This window comes from Streptomyces inhibens (assembly GCF_003389455.1).
Lineage (GTDB): Bacteria > Actinomycetota > Actinomycetes > Streptomycetales > Streptomycetaceae > Streptomyces > Streptomyces inhibens.
On sequence record NZ_QUAC01000219.1, the window covers coordinates 49,204 to 65,606 of the forward strand.

General features: G+C 71.2%; 22 protein-coding genes. 5 read left to right on the forward strand and 17 right to left on the reverse strand.

What is annotated here, in order from left to right; translation table 11 throughout:
• The first annotated feature begins 10 nt into the window (after window positions 1–10).
• Together DY245_RS27445 and DY245_RS27450 are read left to right on the forward strand one after the other, a co-directional pair.
• The gene (locus DY245_RS27445; protein ID WP_128509910.1) at window positions 11–841 is read left to right on the forward strand and encodes a class I SAM-dependent methyltransferase; all 831 of its coding nucleotides are present in this window, start codon (window positions 11–13) and stop codon (window positions 839–841) included.
• Between the two features lie 168 nt (window positions 842–1,009).
• Window positions 1,010–1,288: a hypothetical protein gene (locus DY245_RS27450; protein WP_128509911.1), complete on the forward strand. Its 279-nt coding sequence runs from the start codon at window positions 1,010–1,012 to the stop codon at window positions 1,286–1,288.
• On the opposite strand, the gene DY245_RS27455 is transcribed toward DY245_RS27450, so the two are convergent.
• Both DY245_RS27455 and DY245_RS27460 read right to left on the reverse strand, forming a co-directional pair.
• Window positions 1,270–1,683: a winged helix-turn-helix transcriptional regulator gene (locus DY245_RS27455; RefSeq protein ID WP_244943295.1), complete on the reverse strand. Its 414-nt coding sequence runs from the start codon at window positions 1,681–1,683 to the stop codon at window positions 1,270–1,272. The genes DY245_RS27450 and DY245_RS27455 overlap by 19 nt on opposite strands.
• Before the next feature lie 90 nt (window positions 1,684–1,773).
• On the reverse strand, window positions 1,774–2,187 hold the full coding sequence (locus tag DY245_RS27460) for a VOC family protein (protein WP_128509912.1): 414 nt from the start codon (window positions 2,185–2,187) through the stop codon (window positions 1,774–1,776).
• 134 nt (window positions 2,188–2,321) lie between these two features.
• Here DY245_RS27460 and DY245_RS27465 point away from each other — a divergent pair, with 134 nt between their 5' ends.
• Window positions 2,322–2,900 (forward strand): TetR/AcrR family transcriptional regulator, encoded by a 579-nt coding sequence (locus DY245_RS27465; protein WP_128509913.1) that lies wholly within the window; start codon window positions 2,322–2,324, stop codon window positions 2,898–2,900.
• Window positions 2,901–2,986: 86 nt separating this feature from the next.
• On the opposite strand, the gene DY245_RS27470 is transcribed toward DY245_RS27465, so the two are convergent.
• From DY245_RS27470 to DY245_RS27485, 4 genes are all read right to left on the reverse strand, one after another.
• Entirely contained in the window at window positions 2,987–3,553 is a 567-nt protein-coding gene (locus DY245_RS27470) for an NADPH-dependent FMN reductase (protein WP_128509914.1), read from the reverse strand.
• A 212-nt stretch (window positions 3,554–3,765) separates the two neighbouring features.
• Window positions 3,766–4,197 carry an ankyrin repeat domain-containing protein gene (locus DY245_RS27475; protein WP_128509915.1) on the reverse strand — a complete coding sequence of 144 codons (432 nt, stop codon included), beginning with the start codon at window positions 4,195–4,197 and terminating at the stop codon, window positions 3,766–3,768.
• 717 nt (window positions 4,198–4,914) lie between these two features.
• Window positions 4,915–5,952, reverse strand: a complete 1,038-nt coding sequence (locus DY245_RS27480; protein ID WP_128509916.1) for an asparaginase — start codon at window positions 5,950–5,952, stop codon at window positions 4,915–4,917.
• 50 nt (window positions 5,953–6,002) lie between these two features.
• Window positions 6,003–6,548, reverse strand: a complete 546-nt coding sequence (locus DY245_RS27485) for an RsiG family protein (protein ID WP_181923889.1) — start codon at window positions 6,546–6,548, stop codon at window positions 6,003–6,005.
• Between the two features lie 390 nt (window positions 6,549–6,938).
• Here DY245_RS27485 and dtd point away from each other — a divergent pair, with 390 nt between their 5' ends.
• Window positions 6,939–7,364, forward strand: a complete 426-nt coding sequence (gene dtd / locus DY245_RS27490) for a D-aminoacyl-tRNA deacylase (protein WP_128509918.1) — start codon at window positions 6,939–6,941, stop codon at window positions 7,362–7,364.
• A 52-nt stretch (window positions 7,365–7,416) separates the two neighbouring features.
• Here the strand turns inward: dtd and ygfZ are convergent, their stop codons facing one another.
• From ygfZ to DY245_RS27520, 6 genes are all read right to left on the reverse strand, one after another.
• A complete protein-coding gene (gene ygfZ / locus DY245_RS27495; protein ID WP_128509919.1) occupies window positions 7,417–8,397 on the reverse strand; it encodes a CAF17-like 4Fe-4S cluster assembly/insertion protein YgfZ in 981 nt (326 codons plus the stop codon).
• Window positions 8,398–8,428: 31 nt separating this feature from the next.
• Window positions 8,429–8,866 (reverse strand): Fur family transcriptional regulator, encoded by a 438-nt coding sequence (locus DY245_RS27500; protein WP_128509920.1) that lies wholly within the window; start codon window positions 8,864–8,866, stop codon window positions 8,429–8,431.
• Window positions 8,867–8,911: 45 nt separating this feature from the next.
• Window positions 8,912–9,931: an ABC transporter substrate-binding protein gene (locus DY245_RS27505; RefSeq protein ID WP_128509921.1), complete on the reverse strand. Its 1,020-nt coding sequence runs from the start codon at window positions 9,929–9,931 to the stop codon at window positions 8,912–8,914.
• 10 nt (window positions 9,932–9,941) lie between these two features.
• The gene (locus DY245_RS27510; protein ID WP_128509922.1) at window positions 9,942–10,739 is read right to left on the reverse strand and encodes an ABC transporter ATP-binding protein; all 798 of its coding nucleotides are present in this window, start codon (window positions 10,737–10,739) and stop codon (window positions 9,942–9,944) included.
• On the reverse strand, window positions 10,739–11,833 hold the full coding sequence (locus DY245_RS27515) for a FecCD family ABC transporter permease (protein WP_128509923.1): 1,095 nt from the start codon (window positions 11,831–11,833) through the stop codon (window positions 10,739–10,741). Before DY245_RS27515 ends, DY245_RS27510 begins: the two co-directional genes overlap by 1 nt.
• A 234-nt stretch (window positions 11,834–12,067) precedes the next feature.
• Window positions 12,068–12,655, reverse strand: a complete 588-nt coding sequence (locus DY245_RS27520; protein ID WP_128509924.1) for a heme-binding beta-barrel domain-containing protein — start codon at window positions 12,653–12,655, stop codon at window positions 12,068–12,070.
• Between the two features lie 285 nt (window positions 12,656–12,940).
• Between DY245_RS27520 and DY245_RS27530 the strand changes: the two genes are divergently transcribed.
• Window positions 12,941–13,306, forward strand: coding sequence for a DsrE family protein (locus DY245_RS27530; RefSeq protein WP_128509925.1), 366 nt, complete (start codon window positions 12,941–12,943; stop codon window positions 13,304–13,306).
• A 49-nt stretch (window positions 13,307–13,355) separates the two neighbouring features.
• Here the strand turns inward: DY245_RS27530 and DY245_RS27535 are convergent, their stop codons facing one another.
• From DY245_RS27535 to DY245_RS27550, 5 genes are all read right to left on the reverse strand, one after another.
• Complete coding sequence (locus DY245_RS27535; protein ID WP_128509926.1) at window positions 13,356–13,640, reverse strand: DUF3099 domain-containing protein; 285 nt, start codon at window positions 13,638–13,640, stop codon at window positions 13,356–13,358.
• A gap of 146 nt (window positions 13,641–13,786) precedes the next feature.
• Entirely contained in the window at window positions 13,787–14,074 is a 288-nt protein-coding gene (locus DY245_RS27540; RefSeq protein ID WP_030660503.1) for a DUF1416 domain-containing protein, read from the reverse strand.
• A 37-nt stretch (window positions 14,075–14,111) separates the two neighbouring features.
• Complete coding sequence (locus tag DY245_RS27545) at window positions 14,112–14,957, reverse strand: sulfurtransferase (RefSeq protein ID WP_128509927.1); 846 nt, start codon at window positions 14,955–14,957, stop codon at window positions 14,112–14,114.
• A gap of 166 nt (window positions 14,958–15,123) precedes the next feature.
• Window positions 15,124–15,231 carry a putative leader peptide gene (locus DY245_RS48410; RefSeq protein ID WP_350252853.1) on the reverse strand — a complete coding sequence of 36 codons (108 nt, stop codon included), beginning with the start codon at window positions 15,229–15,231 and terminating at the stop codon, window positions 15,124–15,126.
• A 309-nt stretch (window positions 15,232–15,540) separates the two neighbouring features.
• Complete coding sequence (locus tag DY245_RS27550) at window positions 15,541–16,242, reverse strand: LmeA family phospholipid-binding protein (RefSeq protein ID WP_181923887.1); 702 nt, start codon at window positions 16,240–16,242, stop codon at window positions 15,541–15,543.
• Between the last annotated feature and the right edge of the window lie 161 nt (window positions 16,243–16,403).

The window sequence follows — 16,403 nt, forward strand, 5'->3', positions numbered from 1 at the left end:
GGATCGGCGGATGACGACGGTTGAGGAAGCATTTCTGCGGGCCTTTCATGCCGCTCATCCGGCAGTGACCGCACGGGCGATGGCCCATGGGCGGGCCGCGGACGGCCGGTCCAGTTACGAGATCCTGCGGGACCGGGTGTCGGGGTGTACGCGGGTGCTGGATCTCGGCTGCGGCGACGGGCTGCTGCTGGAACTCCTCGGTGAGCAGGGGCGGAACGCGGGCCGGGCGCTCGCCGGACTCGATCTGTCCGCCGAGGAGTTGGCGCTGGCGCGCCGCCGTCCGGGCGTCGACCGGGCCGATCTGCGAGTGGGGCGGGCGCAGCAACTACCGTTCTCGGACGGCCGGTTCGACGGCTGCGTATCCCATATGGCGCTGATGCTGATGAGCGATGCGGAACGGGTCGCGGCGGAGCTGGCGCGGGTGCTGGAGCCGGGCGGCACGCTCGCCGTCGTCCTGGGCGGTGGGGCGGCCGGCGGTGAGGCGTACGAGAGGTTTCTGCGGCTTGCGGTGCCGCTGTTCAAGGCGGCGCCCGCGGAGCAGCGGATTCCGCCGCTCGGGGACCGGCGGCTGCGGACCCGCGAGGGGTTCGACGCGGTGTTCGGCCCGGCCGGGTTCGGGCCGGCGGAGTGGGAGACCGTACGGATCGATCTGACCGGCCCGCCGGAACGGATCTGGGACTGCCTGGGTGGCTTCTACGACTTCGGGCCGCTCGACCCCGCGGTCACCGCGGATCTGCGGGCCCGCTTCGAGGCGGAGTCGGCGGAGACGGCACTGCCGGACGGCCGTATTCCGTGCGCGATGAATGTGCACATCGCGACGGCGGTGCGGAGCGGCCGCTGAGTCGGGGGCGTTTTTCGGTTGCCCGGCGCCGTACCGATGCGGTTGCATTGGTACGTATGGCGTCGCGGGCGCGATGCGTACGGCAGGGGTGAGTGGTGCGGCGATCCGGGTCGGTCGAGTCGATCCCGGATCGGTGCGGGTTGAGCTGACGAGTGAGGTGGGGGAGTTATGGCGATCGGGGCCGATGAGCGGGTGGCGCGGGCGGAGGAGGTGCTGCGGGCGTATGCGCTGTCCGAAGGGGGGTGGCGGCGGAGCCCGGGCCAGAATCTGCAGGAGCTGCTGGTGGACCTCATGCAGTGGTGTGACGCCACCCAGCACGGCTTCGAGCGGGCGCTGACCGCCGCGCGTGAGGCGCGGCGGGCCGGCGGTGCCGGTGGCGGCAGTGCCGGTGGCGACAACGGCGGCTGTGGTGACGGTGGTGGCGGTGGTCAGGCCTCGGCGGGGTGACGTTGGGGATAGGTGGCCTCCAGGTGTGCCATGTGGGCGCGGCCCCAGGCGCCGAGGGGGGCCAGCGCCTCGTTGAGCGAGGTGCCGAAGTCGGTGAGCGAGTATTCGACCTTCGGCGGCACCTGGGGAAAGATCTCGCGGTGCACGATGCCGTCGGCCTCCAGCTCGCGCAGCTGCTGGGCCAGCACCTTTTCGCTGATCTTCGGCAGCTCCCGGCGCAGCTCACCGAACCGCTGTGGGCGCTGGGCCAGCGCCCACAGCAGCAGGACCTTCCATTTGCCGCCGATGACATCCACGGCGGCGTCCAGCCCGCACTCGTACGGCCCCTTGCGTGCGGCGTGTGCGCTGCCCGTGCGGCGTGTGCCGTCTGCGCTGTCTGCGCTGCGTGTGCTCATGGAGTGGCTCCCCCTGCGTCGTCGTTCCCGGGCAAGTATCGGACGCGTACCGGCCCGGCGGACAAGGGAGTTCGGCCCGAGGGCGGCAACTCACAGGCCCTGGGCGGCCATCCAGTCCGGGTCGGGGTCGATGTTCTGCAGTACCTCGATCAGGGTGCCCTCGGGGCCCCAGACGTTGAAGCGGCGCTGTCCCCAGGGCTCGTCCCGTAGGGGTTCGGCGATGGAGACGCCCTTGGCGCGCAGTGCGGCCTCCTCGGCCGCGGCGTCCGTCACGAGGAAGCCGAGGAGTACGCCGCCGGTCTCCTGGGCGCGGAATCCCTTGGGCATGGCCTCGTGGCCGCGCTCGACGAAGTCCAGGGTGTATTCAGGGTGTTGGGGGTGCTGGAGGCTGGCGTACCAGTCCAGTTCCGCGAGCGGGCGGAAGCCGAAGTGGTCGACGTAGAAGCGGGTGCTGGCGGCGACGTCGTCGGTGAGCAGGGCGGTGCCGAGCTTGGTGAAGCGCATGGTGAACCTCTCTGTTCGCGGCAGGTCGCTCCCGCCGCAACAACTGCAGTTGTAGTACTTTGACTGTAGTGGTTGCAAGAGGTTTTCTGGATTTCCGCAGACGGAGGCGGTCGATATGGAGCGAGGTGGACGGCATGGTGCGTAACCCTGAGCGGCGTGCGGCGCTGGTGGATGCCGCGATCGAGGTGCTGGCGCGGGACGGTGCGCGCGGGCTGACGTTCCGGGCCGTCGACACGGCCGCGGGCGTGCCCAACGGCACCGCCTCCAACTACTTCGCCAGCAGGGACGACCTGCTGGCCCAGGTCACCGGGCAGATCCACCAGCGGATCGCGCCCGACCCGGACGAGGTCACCGCGGTGATGGCGGCGCCGCCGAGCCGGGCGCTGGTGGCCGAGCTGATGCGATGGATCAACCGCCGGGTGGCCGAGAACCGCACCGGCTATCTGGCGATGCTGGAGCTGCGCCTGGAGGCGACCCGGCGGCCCGAGCTGCGTGCGGAGCTGACCCGGGCCATTCGGGCGACGCTCGACGAGGACATCCGCTTCCATCTGGAGAGCGGGCTGCCGGGGGACCGTAACGCCGTGGTGCTGATCTATCTGGCGATGACCGGGCTGATGCTGGAGCAGCTCACGCTGCCGGGGGTGGTCCCGGCCGAGGAGGCCGATGGGCTGATCTCGGCGCTCGTCGACCGGGCGATCGGGTCGGAGGGGTAGCGGGCAGGTGGGTGGCGGGCCAGTGGGGTGGTAGGCCGGCGCGGTGGCGGGCCGGTGGGCGTGGTCCTGGTGGCCGTTGGTGGCCGCTAGCCGCCGTACGGGCGGGTCGCGCGGGCCTCGCGGAGCGCGACCGCCCACCAGGTCAGCTGGTTGAGCAGGGCGTCGGCGGCCTGGGTGACGGGGGCCGGGTCGTGCAGGTGTCCGGCGTCGTCGAAGAGGTTGCCGGCGAGCGGGAAGCTCACCGTTTCGCGCACCGTCGTGGCGTGCAACTCGGCGAAGACCAGCCGCAGTTGCTCGACGGCGCGGAGGCCGCCGGAGATCCCGCCGTACGACACAAAGCCGACCGGCTTGGCCTGCCACTGGGGGCGCAGCAGGTCGATGGCGTGCTTGAGCGGGGCCGGGAAGGAGTGGTTGTACTCCGGGGTGATCACGACGAATGCGTCCGCCTCGTCGACGCGCTTCGCGAAGGTCTCGTACTCCTCGCTGCCGTAACGGAGCTCGTACGGGCGGACGGTGTCCAGGTCGATGACGTCCACGTCGATGTGCGGGTGGTTCTCGGTGTGCCGGGTGAACCAGTTCGCGATGACGGGCGCGAACCGGCCCTCCCGGGTGCTGCCGATGATCACTGCGAGGCGGTACGGGTGCTCGGACATGTGAGGCCCTTCGTGGCGTGGCGTGGGAGTCGGTGAGCGGCGGTGTCGCCGTCGGGACTCGACGCTAGGACCTCAAGCGAACTTGAGGTCAAGGGCCGTGGGTGTGGGGCAGGGTGTGGGGCATGCCGGGCCTCGCCCCGGCCTGGGAGGGCGCCCGCCTGTGCGCCGGCCGGAGAGCTGTATCGAGGGCGCCGTCCGGGGCGCCGTCCGGGTCACTCGGCTCCGAAAAGCTCCAGCAGCTCCGTCTTCTGGAACATCCGGGCCGTGTCGATCGCCGAGGGCGTGCCCGCCGCCGGGTCCGCGCCGTGCGCCAGCAGGACCTTGATGACCTCGTCCTCGCCCTTGAAGACCGCACCGGCGAGTGGCGTCTGGCCACGGTCGTTGGGGCGGTCGGGGTCGGCCTCGCGGTGCAACAGGACTTCTACGGTGGCGGGGTGGCCGTGGTAGGCGGCCAGCATCACGAGCGAGTCGCCCTTGTCGTTCGTCAGGTTGGCGGGGACGCCCGCGTCCACGTACGCGGCGACGGTGTCGGTGTCACCGTGCCGCGCCAGGTCGAACACCTTGGCCGCGAGCTGCAGCACCTCGGGGTCGTGCGCGTGCTCGATCGCCTCGGGCCCCTGCGGCTCGGGATTCGCGTCGCTCATGGTCGCCGGCCTCCTGCTGTGGTGGGTGGTGCGTGCACACACGCACGCGCGAGTGCACTGTGTCACCGCCACTCTAGGCAGGCTGTGGTCGTTGCGGCAGCGGTGGCGGGGTGGGTGTGTGGTTCTGTGGCGGGGGTGTGTCGTGGCTGGGGCCGCTTCGCCTCTGCACCGTGGGTGGGTGGGCCGGAGGGGACACCCGGTAACCCTCCCCCAGCCTTCGGCCGGGAGGTGCCCCCACGGCGCGGGCGTCGCGGCTACGTGGGATTGATTGCCCCGGCGTTTGCTCCAGGTCCTGCGGGCGGGTCACCGGGTATCCCCTCCGGCCTCCGTACGTTGGCGACTGTCCCGCCGTACCAATGACCGTTACGAACTGACGCGGCTCGGGTTTCGCCGTACGCGTCGGCGCAGAGGCAGAGGCAGAGGCAGAGGCAGGGGCAGGGGCTGTGGTCTGTGACGGGCGGTGCCGCCGGGCTGCGGACGGGACGATACGTAGGCCGGAGGGGACGTACCGGGACCCGCCCGCAGGACCTGGAGCAAACGCCGGGGCGCCGATATCCGGGACCCGCGACGCCCGCGCCGAGGACGGGTGCCGGTGCGGCCCCTCCGGCCCCCCCGGCACACACGCAACCCGCAAGGCCCCAGCCCCCACCGAACCAGGCGGCAACACCACCACCCTGCCCAGCGCCAGCTCGGCGGCCGGCGCAAGCCCCAGCCGCCTCAGAACGCCGCGCGGATTTCGCCCACCCGGGTGCCGCCGCCGAAGAGGGGGGCGTCCTCCAGGCGGGAGAGGACGGGGGTGTCGATGTTCATGAGGCGGAGGGTGCGGGCGAGGATGGGGCCGAGGGTGCGGGTGGCGCCGTCGTCGATCTTGAAGGCGAGGGCGCGGCCGTCGGGGAGGGCCAGGGCCTGGACCGCCTCGGCGCCCATCTTGGAGAGGGTGCCGGGGAGGGCCTGCATCAGCCAGGTGTCGGGGCGGCGGGTGCCGGCGACGTACTCGGGGTGGGCGCGCATCGCGTCCGCGACCCGTCGCTCCGGGGTGCCGGGCTCGGCCAGTACAAAGTGCCGGAAGGCGCGGGCCAGACCGGTCAGCGACAGCGACAGCAGGGGCGCACCGCAGCCGTCCGTGCCGATGTGGGCGACGTCCTCGCCGCTTGCGGTGCGGACACCGTCGGCGACCAGCTGCTGCAGCGGATGGTCCTGGTCGAGGTACGAGGCGAGCGGCCAGCCGTTGAGCGCGGAGGCGGCCAGCATCGCGGTGTGCTTGCCCGAGCAGTTCATGGTGAGGCGGTCGCGGACCCGGCCCGAGGCGAGGTAGGCCTCGGCCTCCTCAGGGTCCAGCGGCAGGTCCGGCGGTGTCTGGAGCTGGTCGGCGGTCAGGCCGTGCTCGGCCAGCATGGTCCGTACGAGATCGAGGTGGAACGGCTCACCGGAGTGGCTCGCGGCGGCCAGCGCCAGCCGCTCGCCGGACAGCTCCAGGCCCGCCCGCAGGACCGCCGCGGCCTGCATCGGCTTGTTCGTGGAGCGGGGGAAGACGGGGGCGGCCACATCGCCCAGCGCCATTTCCACGCTGCCGTCGGCCGCGAGTACCACCAGGGAGCCACGGTGCCGGCCCTCGACGAAGCCGGAGCGGACGACCTCGGCGAGGACGGGGGAGGCGGAGGAAGCGGGAGAAGCGGGAGAAGACGCGGCCGTCGCGGGATCCGGGGAGGTGAGGGATCCCTGGGCCGGCTGGGGTATCGGGGTGGGCGAGGTCATCGGCGGCCTTCCGGGGAGTGACCGCCACCCCCCGGAGGCTTGTGGCCCGGTCAGGACAGCAGGTCGTCTACTTGCGCTTCGCCTTCACGGTACCTGCGGGCGATTTCCGCACTGCAATCGTCGGTGGTGCGCTGCAGCGACTGACGACGCAGCGACACCTGCCGTTCGTAGCGGATCAGCCGGCCCATCGCGTCATGCAGCTCCTGGTCCGTACGCGCGGTGAGATCGGACAGTTCCACCTCACCGAGCATTTCCTCGGCGAGCCTGCGGTATTCCTCGCTGTGCGGCGTGCCGACCGTCACATGCCGGGCCGAGGAGCGGTGCCGCGACGGCAGATCGGTGAGGATCTCGGGCAGCCGGTCGAGCAGCGGTGAGTGCTGGGCGGTGCGGCGGGCGATCTCGGCCCGGAGGATGTCGATCCGGCCCTGCAACAGCCGCCGCAGATAGCTCAGATCGGCCTCTTCCTGCTGGGAATCACGGCGGACCACCCGCAGCTCGGGCAGCCCCAGACCGCAGAGATCGGGGGTGGCGGCCGGGCGGCAGCGGTCGCGCTGCTGCGGGGGGCGGGGGTGCTGCGCCTGGCCTGCCTGGAGCATGGGGCCGTCCTCGGTGCCGGGGGGCTCGACGCGAGCCGCTGCCGTGGTCGTCGTCAGTGCGGTGGTGGTCGTCGTGAGGGCGGTGGGGGGCGCCGGAGCGGCGGGTGTCGTACGTGCGGTGTCTGACACGGGGGCGCTTGGTGTGGTCCGTCCGGTCGGTGTCGTACGGGCGGGTGGTACGGGACCGGGAGTTTGTCCGGCGCCGGCAGTGCTCATGAGTCGTTCCGTCCCCTCGTCCGGGCCGCGTCCAGGGCATGTTGTCCATGAAACGCACCACGTGCACGCATCGTGCCACTCTGGGCGGTCCTTCTGCAGGGCCATGGCACCCGAACAGCCCCCGTGGAGGCACGGCTGTCCGAAGCCGGTTGGTCGCCCGGCATCATGGCGGGTATGCGAGCTGTGGTGCAGAGAGTTGACGGCGCACGCGTCGAGGTGGCGGGCGAGACGGTCGGGGAGATCGTCGGTGAGGGGCTGTGCGTGCTGGTGGGGGTCACACACGAGGACACCCCGGAGAAGGCGGCGCAGCTGGCCCGCAAGCTGTGGTCGGTGCGGATTCTGCAGGGCGAGAAGTCCTGCTCGGACACCGCGGCGCCGCTGTTGGTGATCAGCCAGTTCACTCTCTACGGTGACGCCCGCAAGGGCCGTCGTCCCACCTGGAACGCCGCGGCGCCGGGGCCGGTCGCCGAGCCGCTGGTCGACGAGGTCGTCGCGCAGCTGCGGGCGCTGGGCGCCCATGTGGAGACCGGCCGCTTCGGCGCGGACATGAAGGTGTCACTGACGAACGACGGGCCGTTCACGGTGCTGGTGGAGGTGTAGGGCCCGTCCGCCCCCAGGCCCGCGCCGGCGGCGCCGGCGGCCTTGTCGGGCGCTACGGCTCGACGACGACCTCCTGCGCCGCGGCCGTGCCGCCCGCCATCAGCTGGGCGTCCACCGGGACGTTCCGCTTGACCAGGGCGAGCGCGATCGGGCCGAGCTCGTGGTGGCGGACCGAGGTGGTGATGAAGCCGAGCTGCCGGCCCTCCTCGCCTTCCGAGGCGAGGCGTACGGGGGTGCCGTGCGGCGGCAGATGCACCTCGCTGCCGTCCAGGTGCAAGAACACCAGCCGGCGCGGCGGCTTGCCCAGGTTGTGGACCCGGGCGACGGTCTCCTGGCCGCGGTAGCAGCCCTTCTGGAGGTGTACGGCGGTGCCGATCCAGCCCAGCTCGTGCGGGATGGTGCGATGGTCGGTCTCCAGGCCCAGGCGCGGGCGGTGGGCCTCGACGCGCAGCGCCTCCATGGCCAGGATGCCGATCGCCGGGCGGTGCCCCGCGGCGAAGGTCTCCAGGTCGGCGCGCGGCAGGAACAGATCGCGGCCGTGCGGGTTCTCGCGTACGACGACGCCTTCGGGCACCTCGGTGATGGAGCCGGCGGGCAGATGCACGACGGCGATCTCGTCGGTGCGGTCGGCGACCTCGACCCGGTAGAAGAACTTCATGCTTTCCAGGTAGGCGATCAGTGCCTCCTGGTTGCCCGGTTCGGTGTGCATCCACGTCGTCTCGCCGTCGTCGACGAGGTAGAGCGCATGCTCGATGTGGCCGTGCGCGGAGAGGATCAGTGCCTCGGTGGCCTGGCCGGGCGGGAGTTCGCTGACGTGCTGGGTGATCAGCAGGTGCAGCCAGCTCAGCCGCTCGGGGCCGGTGACGGTGATCACGCCACGGTGGGAGAGGTCCACGAAGCCGGTGCCGTCGGCGAGGGCGCGCTGCTCTCGGAAGAGGTCGCCGTAGTGCGCGGCGACGCCTTCGTCGGGAGCCTCGGCAGGGACAGCGCCGGGCAGCGACAGCAGGGGGCTGGCGGGTGAATGTCGCAGCATGGGGCCAGCCTACGACTCGGTGGGGGCGGGCTCAGCCGTCGCCCTCCGCGGCCTTGGTACGGCAGGCCGTACAGCGCCCGAAGATCGCGAAGTGCTTCATATCCGTTTCGAAGCCGAACTGTTCGCGCAGCGTCGCGGTGAACGGCTCGGCCACCGACAGATCCGCCTCGATGACGTCCGTGCAGTCCCGGCACACCAGATGGATGTGGTGGTGGCGGTCGGCGAGGTGGTACGTCGGCGCCCCGTGTCCGAGGTGTGCGTGGCTGACCAGGTCCAGCTCTTCGAGGAGTTCCAGGGTGCGGTAGACGGTGGAGATGTTCACCCCGCCCGCCGTCTTGCGCACCTCGGTGAGGATGTCGTCCGGGGTGGCGTGCTCCAGCCTGTCCACAGCCTCCAGCACGAGTTGACGCTGCGGGGTCAGGCGGTATCCGCGCCTGCGGAGGTCGCTCTGCCAGTCGGTGGTCACCACACAGCCAGTGTAGGAGGGCGGACGGGCGTACGTATGTACGCCGCGTCAGCCGGCTGCCCGTACGCCGCGCAGATAGCGGGCCAGGTCGCTGACGGCGGCCGGATTGCGGGGGCTTTCGACCAGATCGGCATAGTCCATGACGTAGATCCGGTGGTGCTTGATCGCGGAGACGTTGGCGAGCGGCGGGTACGAGGTCAGGAAGGCCTTCTTCTGGGCGGCGGAGGTGTCGCCGTAGTTGTTGATGACGATGACCTCGGGGTTGCGGGCGACGACGGTCTCCCAGCCGACGGTGGTCCAGGAGTCCTTGAGGTCCTTCATGGTGTGGTCGCCGCCGGCCTTGGTGATGATGTCGTGCGGACCGGCGTATTTGCCGGAGGTCAGCGGCTTGTCGCGGCCGTCGTCGTAGAGGAAGACGGAGGGGCGTTCGGCGGGTGCGGGGGCCTTGGCGGCGGCGTCGGCGACCTGCTTCTTGTACCTCTTCACCAGGGCGGCGGCGCGGTCCTCGACGTCGAAGATCTTCCCGAGCGTCTCCAGGTCGGTGTAGAGCGCCTCCAGGGGCGGCATCACACCGCGGGCGCTGCCGTCCGCGCCGTGGCGGCAGGACTCGGTCAGGACGTAGCTGCCGATGCCGAGTTTCTTGAGGGAGGCGGGGGTGAGGCCGTTGTCCTCGCCGAAGCCGTAGTTCCAGCCCGCGAAGACCAGATCGGCGCGGGCGTCGAGGGCCATCTCCCTGGTGATGGCCTTGTTCGAGAGCCTGGGGACCGTGCCGTACGCGGCCTTCCAGGGGACGGCGTCGAGGTTGCCCACGTTGTCGGGCATGACGTAGCCGGCCATCCGGTTCTCCAGGCCGAGCGCGAACATGATCTCGGTGATGCCGACGTCGTTGGTGACCACGCGGGCGGGGGCCTTGTCGTACGTGGTGCGGGTGCCGCAGTTCTCGACGGTGACGGGGTAGTGGCCGGAGGGTTTGGCGGCGTGCTTGCCGTCGTCGGAGACCTTCGCGCCGCAGCCGGTCAGGGCGAGGGCCAGGGCGAGGGCGGTGAGCGGGGCGGTGGGGCGGCGCATGGTGCGGTCCTTACGAGGCGGCGGTGGGGGCGGCGAGGCGGTCGAACAGCAGCTGTACGGCGCCCGATTCGGGATGCCGTACGCGGTGGGCGCGGACGCCGAAGACCTCGGCGAGCAGCTTCGGGGTGAGCACGTCGTACGGCGGGCCGGCGGCGACGATCCGGCCGTGGGCGAGGACGTACAGCTCGTCGCAGTGCATGGCCGCCAGGTTGAGGTCGTGCAGCGCGGTCAGCACCGTCAGCCGTCGGGAGGTGCACCCCTCCCTGACCAGCGCCAGCACCTCCAACTGCTGGGCGATGTCAAGGTGGTTGGTGGGCTCGTCGAGCACCAGGACGCGCGGTTCCTGGGCCAGCGCGCGGGCGATCAGCACCCGCTGTTTCTCGCCGCCGGACAGGCTGAGGAAGCCGCGCCCGGCCAGGTGGTCCGCGCCGACCCGGGCCAGCGCCCGCTCGCACACCGCGAGGTCCGCGGCGCTCGCCCGGCCCGAACCGCGCTGATGCGGCAGCCGCCCCATCGCGACGACCTCGGCCACCGTGAAGTCGAACTCCGTACTGGCCTCTTGGGGTAGCGCGGCCAGCAGCCGGGCGCCCTCCCGCGCGTCCATGGCGTGCACATCGGCGCCGTCCAGCCGTACGGTCCCGGCGGCCGGGCGCAGTGCGCGGTAGACGCAGCGCAGCAGGGTCGACTTGCCGCTGCCGTTGGGGCCGACCAGGCCGACGACCCGGCCGCTGCCGGCCCGTAGCGTGATGTCGTGGACCAGCCGGTTCCCGGCCACCTCCACCGACAGATCCGCGATGTCGATCCGCATCAGGCGCCGCCTCCGAAGGTGTAGCCGCGCCGCCGCATCAGCAGCACGAAGCAGGGCACGCCGATGACGGCGGTGAGCACTCCGACGGGCAGCTCGACGGGCGCCAGCAGCACCCGTGAGAGCAGATCCACCCACACCAGCAGCACCGCGCCGAGCAGGGGGGCGACGGCCAGCACCCGGCGGTGATCGGCGCCGACCAGCATCCGGGTCACATGCGGCACCATCAGGCCGACGAAGCCGATCGCGCCGCTGACCGCGACCACCGCGCCGGTGACGGCCGCGGCGACCACGAACAGTTCGCGGCGCAGCCGTCCGGCGTCCACCCCGAGGGCGGCGGCGGTCTCGTCGCCCATGGCCAGGGCGTTCAGCCGGCCGGCGGAGAGCAGCAGATGGGCCAGCGCGGCGGCCACCGCGGCCGCGGCGATCGGCACCGAACTCCAGCCGGCCCCGCTCAGGCTCCCCAGCAGCCACATCATGGCCGAGCGGGCCGCCTCGCCGCGGTCGGCGGTGAACACCATCAGGGTGGTGATGGCGGAGAAGCCGTAGTACATGGCGGTGCCGGTCAGCACCAGGCGCAGCGGGGTGAGCCCGTGGGCGGTGCGGGCGGCCGCGTACACCAGGGCCATGGCGAGCAGCGCGGAGACGAACGCGGACACCGACAGCGCCCAGATGCCGAGCGCGCCGAGCGCCCCGAACAGCAGGACGGCGTTGGCGCCGACGGCGGCGCCGGAGGAGATGCCGAGGACGAAGGGGTCGGCGAGGGCGTTGCGGACCAGCGCCTGGACGGCGACGCCGATGGCGGAGAGCCCGGCGCCGACGACCGCGGCCAGTACGGCCCGCGGGAAGCGCAGCTCCCACACGATGGTGTACGCGGCGACCTCGTCGGGCGAGATGGTGCCGCCGGTCAGCCCGGCGCCGAGATGGCGCACGACCTGCGCCCAGCTCACCCCGGCGGCGCCGAGGCCGATTCCGCACAGCAGGGAGCCGAGCAGGACGGCGCCGAGGGCGGCGACCAGGGGTGGTACGGGCAGCCGCCGGGGCGGTGGGGGTGCGCCGGTCCCGGGTGTCGTGGGGTGCGCGGTGGTCGTCGCCACGGTCGGTCGGCCGCCTCGGTGTCGGGCCGCGTCCGTACGTACAAGGAGCGGCCCGGGACCGCGGGGGCCCGACGGCGTCCCCTCGCAGTCCACGGCGAGTTGTGCGGGAAGCTGCGCGCCGCGGGCAATCGGGCTCGCGGAAGGGACCTTCCGCCTACCGTTGCGGGTCAGCGCCGGACTTCGACCGGCTTCCCCCGCGGGGCGCTGGCAGGAGAGCGGTGCTCTCCCTCGTGTTTACGGGTTGTAGGGCGTGCCGTCCGGCCGGAAGAAGGAGACCCCGTCCGGCATGTCGTCGGGCAGGCTCTCCGCCCACTCCTTGAGGTCGGCGACCTTCTTCAGATGCGCCGACATGTACGGGCGCAGCGGCACGTCCGGGGTGGACTTCTCGCCGACCCACATCAGGTCGCTGTTGACATAGCCGTAGAGCCGCTTGCCGCCGCTGTACGGGCCGGCGGCGGCGGTGCGCGCGATGGCGTCGGTGGCGAGGTCGATCTGCGGCTTCTGGTGGGCCAGCTCGCCGTACCAGACCTCCACCACGCCCTGGTCGCGGACCATCACGATCTCGACCTTGCGGTCGGCGTCGACGCGCCAGTAGCCGCTCTCGGACTCCAGGGGGCGGACCTTCTTGCCCTCGTTGTCGAGCACCCAGCTGTGCGAGGTGTATTCGAGGAAGTCACGGCCGTCGTGGGTGAAGGTGACTTCCTGCCCGAAGTTGCACTTCTCGGTGCCCGGGAAGTCGTAGACGCCGGCGCCTTCCCATCTGCCGAGGAGGAAAGCGAGCGGCACCAGGGCCGGGTTCAGGTCGGACGGGATCTCGATCATCAGCTCAGGCGATCTGTTGTGGACGAATTACGGAGGTCAGCGCTGGCCCTGGTACAGCTTCTTCCAGGTCAGACCGGCGAACGCGATCACGCCGATGCCGACCAGAACCAGCAGGGTGGTGAAGAATGCCTCAAGCACGAGCGCGCTCCTTGGACGGAGTGAGGGTGTAACGGACCGCCTGCGAGTCTAGTCGGCGACGGTGGCAGCGGCGCTGTGAGGTCCGCCGCCAAGCTCATAAGGGGCAGGGGTCCCCTTATCCCGCCCGTTCCCGCCTACTCTTGCCCCATGGCGAAGAAGCTCGTGATCAAGGTGACGGCGGGCGCCGATGCGCCCGAGCGCTGCTCGCAGGCGTTCACGGTGGCGGCGGTGGCGGTGGCCAGCGGCGTCGAGGTGTCGCTGTGGCTGACCGGGGAATCCGTGTGGTTCGCGCTGCCGGGGCGGGCGGCGGAGTTCGAGCTGCCGCATGCGGCGCCGCTGCCGGAGCTGATCGACGGGATCCGCGCGGGCGGCGGGGCGATCACGGTCTGCACGCAGTGCGCGGCCCGGCGTGACATCGAGCAGAAGGATCTGATCGACGGGGCGGGGATCGCCGGCGCCCAGGTCTTCGTCAGCGAGATCATGCCGGACGACGTACAGGCGCTGGTGTACTGACGGCGGTGTGCTGAGCGCCCGGGTAGCGGGTGCGTGCCCGCCGGCCCGTCTACTGCGTGTGCTTGTCGTCCCGGTCGTCCAGCTCGCGCCACCAGCGGTCGGACTCGGGGTCGCCGGACTCGTCCCACCAGCGCTCGCCGGGCTCCCGGCGGTTGCCGATGATCGCCGCGATCGGCGGGATGACCATGGCGACGATGCACATGCCCACCGCGGCCGGCACCGACCACAGCCGCACCACGGCCCAGGCGAGCACGAACAGCACGAGGCACACGCCCATCAGCACGAAATACCTGCGATGACGGCGCTGTGCGGGCGACCGGCGGTTCGCGTACATAAATCAACGGTAAATCCGGGCGGGGCAGGAAAGAAGTCGTGACCACGCCCCCGTCCGGGCCCGTGAACAGCACGGAGGACCGCTCCCCGGTCAAGGCGTCCAAACCTCTGGGGTGCGGCCCTCCGGCCGTACTGAAGCGCCGTGTGTCAGACGGCGATGGCGACCTCCGCGAGGCCGCCCTTCTGGGCGACGACGGTGCGGTCCGCGGTGCCGCCCGGGACGAGCGCACGCAACGTCCAGGTGCCCTCGGCCGCGTAGAAGCGGAACTGTCCGGTCGCGGAGGTGGGAACCTCGGCGGTGAATTCGCCGGTGCTGTCCAGGAGTCGGACGTAACCGGTGACGGGCTGGCCGTCGCGGGTCACGCTGCCCTGGATCGTGGTCTCACCGGGCTTGATCGTCGAGGCGTCCGGGCCGCCGGCCTGTGCTCCACACATAGGGGTACTTCCTTGAGGGGTTCGGGGAGAAGCTTGCTTACTTGTTGGCGCCGAGCTCGATCGGAACGCCGACCAGGGAGCCGTACTCGGTCCAGGAACCGTCGTAGTTCTTGACGTTGGTCTGGCCGAGCAGCTCGTGCAGCACGAACCAGGTCAGCGCGGAGCGCTCACCGATACGGCAGTAGGCGATGGTGTCCTTGGCGAGATCGACGGACTCCTCCTCGTAGAGGGCCTTGAGCTCGTCGTCCGACTTGAAGGTGCCGTCGTCGTTGGCGTTCTTCGACCACGGGATGTTGCGGGCGCTGGGCACGTGGCCGGGGCGCTGCGACTGCTCCTGCGGGAGGTGCGCGGGGGCGAGCAGCTTGCCGCTGAACTCGTCGGGGGAACGCACGTCGACGAGGTTGAGGCTGCCGATCGCGGCGACGACGTCGTCACGGAAGGCGCGGATGGAGGTGTCCTGGGCCTTGGCCTTGTACTCGGTGGCCGGGCGGCCGGGGACCTCGGAGCCGTCGACCAGGTCGCGCGAGTCCAGCTCCCACTTCTTGCGGCCGCCGTCGAGCAGCTTGACGCTGTCGTGGCCGTAGAGCTTGAAGTACCAGTAGGCGTAGGAGGCGAACCAGTTGTTGTTGCCGCCGTAGAGGACGACGGTGTCGTCGTTGGCGATGCCCTTGGCCGACAGCAGCTTCTCGAAGCCCGCCTGGTCGACGAAGTCGCGGCGCACCGGGTCCTGGAGGTCCTTCTGCCAGTCGATGCGGACCGCGTTCTTGATGTGGTTCTTGTCGTAGGCCGAGGTGTCCTCGTCGACCTCGACGATCACGACCTTCGGGTCCTCGAGGTGGGCCTCGACCCAGTCGGCGTCTACGAGGACGTCGCTACGGCTCATGTTCTTCTCCTCCGGGGCAGTTGCGGGGGGCAGTTGCGGAGTTGCACGCGGGTACGCCGGGTGCGCGCCGATGACTTCCGGACGGGGTTCCGGGGTGGCGCTGTGCGGGGCACGCGAGGCGCGGCCTGAGGGGGCCGGCCGGATGAAAAACGGGTGCCAAGGCCCGTCAGACAGGGCGACAGAGCATGGCGGCGACGCGACACAGGTCTACTGCCCGCCGCTTCGTAAGTACCGCCCGTCCCCGCGGACGGAGACCGCTCAATGAGCTCTGCATGGCACCGATCGTAGGGACGCGGAGCCGGGCATGTCACCGGCGTATCGAATGGCGAGACGCGTTTGTCCGTGATGTGGGATGCGCTGCGGCGGAGGGCGGGCCCGGACGGGCCGGCGGCGGCCGTACGCAGGTGGGAGGTCTGGCGTACGGACTTGGGTGTCTCAGGGATTGGACGGCGGTCGGACCGGGGGCGGCGATCGGGCCGGAGGGCGGTCCCGATGGCCGGTGGGCCGGTGGGCCGGTGGGACGGTGGGACGGTGGGCCGGTGGGACGGCGGGCCGGTGGGGCGGCCCGCCGTGGGCGCCCGGGTCAGCCGGGGAGCTTGACGTCCTTGCCGGAGGCGGAGATCGAGATACCGTCCGCCTTCGTCACGACCTTTTCCAGCTTCAGGTTGCCGGGCAGCTGGTCCAGCTTCCAGTCGTGGTCGGTCTGGGCGCGCACCTTGGTCTCACAGCCCGGGAGGGCCCGGCACATCGCGGGGAGTCCGTCGGCGCGCAGCCGGACGGTGTTGCCGCCGACGATGGTGAGGGAACCGGTCACGTCCAGCGAGCTGAGGACCGGGAGGTTCGGGGAGATCTTGACCTGGCTGCGGCCGTTCTTCTCGCCGCCGTAGGTGATCTTGACGTCGCCGCCTGCCGCCTTGGTGAGGTCGGCGTAGCTGATCCGGGCGGTGCCGGTGGCCGAGGCGGCGCTCTCTATGGACATGTAGTCGCTGGTCAGCGCGACATCGTGGAACTGCGCGGACAGCTGGTCCACGCGCAGCGTGCGCCCGTCGGCCTTGGCCTCGATACCCCCGAGGTCGGCGTCGACCTCCTGGAGGTTGCGGCCGGCGACCTGGGTCAGGAACGGGAAGCCCTTGATGGAGACGTTCGGGGTCTTGCCGAGCCCCTGACTGGCGCGGATCTTGTCCGCGGCCTTGTCCTCGACGAGATTCACCGCCACCCGGTCGGCCGCCACGAACAGCCCCCCGAGTATGACCACGATGAACAACAGCACGCGTAGTGCACGCATCGAACCACTTCCCCCACACAAGGGCCGGATCCCGGCCGATTCGTCCGTGCAGGCCCCCTGCCTGCGCTCCGGGGAGCCTAGACGACGGGGTCGGGGGAACGGGAGCGGCGGCCGCCGGAAGGCGCAGGTGCGCGCTCCGGCGGCCGCCGCGTATGCCTTAC

What these genes read in the sequence shown, in the direction of transcription:
- DY245_RS27445 (WP_128509910.1), top strand. Translation starts at nt 11, where the DNA reads ATGACGACGGTTGAGGAAGCATTTCTGCGGGCCTTTCATGCCGCTCAT.
- DY245_RS27450 (WP_128509911.1), top strand. Translation starts at nt 1,010, where the DNA reads ATGGCGATCGGGGCCGATGAGCGGGTGGCGCGGGCGGAGGAGGTGCTG.
- DY245_RS27455 (WP_244943295.1), bottom strand. Translation starts at nt 1,683, where the DNA reads ATGAGCACACGCAGCGCAGACAGCGCAGACGGCACACGCCGCACGGGC.
- DY245_RS27460 (WP_128509912.1), bottom strand. Translation starts at nt 2,187, where the DNA reads ATGCGCTTCACCAAGCTCGGCACCGCCCTGCTCACCGACGACGTCGCC.
- DY245_RS27465 (WP_128509913.1), top strand. Translation starts at nt 2,322, where the DNA reads ATGGTGCGTAACCCTGAGCGGCGTGCGGCGCTGGTGGATGCCGCGATC.
- DY245_RS27470 (WP_128509914.1), bottom strand. Translation starts at nt 3,553, where the DNA reads ATGTCCGAGCACCCGTACCGCCTCGCAGTGATCATCGGCAGCACCCGG.
- DY245_RS27475 (WP_128509915.1), bottom strand. Translation starts at nt 4,197, where the DNA reads ATGAGCGACGCGAATCCCGAGCCGCAGGGGCCCGAGGCGATCGAGCAC.
- DY245_RS27480 (WP_128509916.1), bottom strand. Translation starts at nt 5,952, where the DNA reads ATGACCTCGCCCACCCCGATACCCCAGCCGGCCCAGGGATCCCTCACC.
- DY245_RS27485 (WP_181923889.1), bottom strand. Translation starts at nt 6,548, where the DNA reads ATGCTCCAGGCAGGCCAGGCGCAGCACCCCCGCCCCCCGCAGCAGCGC.
- dtd (WP_128509918.1), top strand. Translation starts at nt 6,939, where the DNA reads ATGCGAGCTGTGGTGCAGAGAGTTGACGGCGCACGCGTCGAGGTGGCG.
- ygfZ (WP_128509919.1), bottom strand. Translation starts at nt 8,397, where the DNA reads ATGCTGCGACATTCACCCGCCAGCCCCCTGCTGTCGCTGCCCGGCGCT.
- DY245_RS27505 (WP_128509921.1), bottom strand. Translation starts at nt 9,931, where the DNA reads ATGCGCCGCCCCACCGCCCCGCTCACCGCCCTCGCCCTGGCCCTCGCC.
- DY245_RS27510 (WP_128509922.1), bottom strand. Translation starts at nt 10,739, where the DNA reads ATGCGGATCGACATCGCGGATCTGTCGGTGGAGGTGGCCGGGAACCGG.
- DY245_RS27520 (WP_128509924.1), bottom strand. Translation starts at nt 12,655, where the DNA reads ATGATCGAGATCCCGTCCGACCTGAACCCGGCCCTGGTGCCGCTCGCT.
- DY245_RS27530 (WP_128509925.1), top strand. Translation starts at nt 12,941, where the DNA reads ATGGCGAAGAAGCTCGTGATCAAGGTGACGGCGGGCGCCGATGCGCCC.
- DY245_RS27535 (WP_128509926.1), bottom strand. Translation starts at nt 13,640, where the DNA reads ATGTACGCGAACCGCCGGTCGCCCGCACAGCGCCGTCATCGCAGGTAT.
- DY245_RS27540 (WP_030660503.1), bottom strand. Translation starts at nt 14,074, where the DNA reads ATGTGTGGAGCACAGGCCGGCGGCCCGGACGCCTCGACGATCAAGCCC.
- DY245_RS27545 (WP_128509927.1), bottom strand. Translation starts at nt 14,957, where the DNA reads ATGAGCCGTAGCGACGTCCTCGTAGACGCCGACTGGGTCGAGGCCCAC.
- DY245_RS48410 (WP_350252853.1), bottom strand. Translation starts at nt 15,231, where the DNA reads ATGCAGAGCTCATTGAGCGGTCTCCGTCCGCGGGGACGGGCGGTACTT.
- DY245_RS27550 (WP_181923887.1), bottom strand. Translation starts at nt 16,242, where the DNA reads ATGCGTGCACTACGCGTGCTGTTGTTCATCGTGGTCATACTCGGGGGG.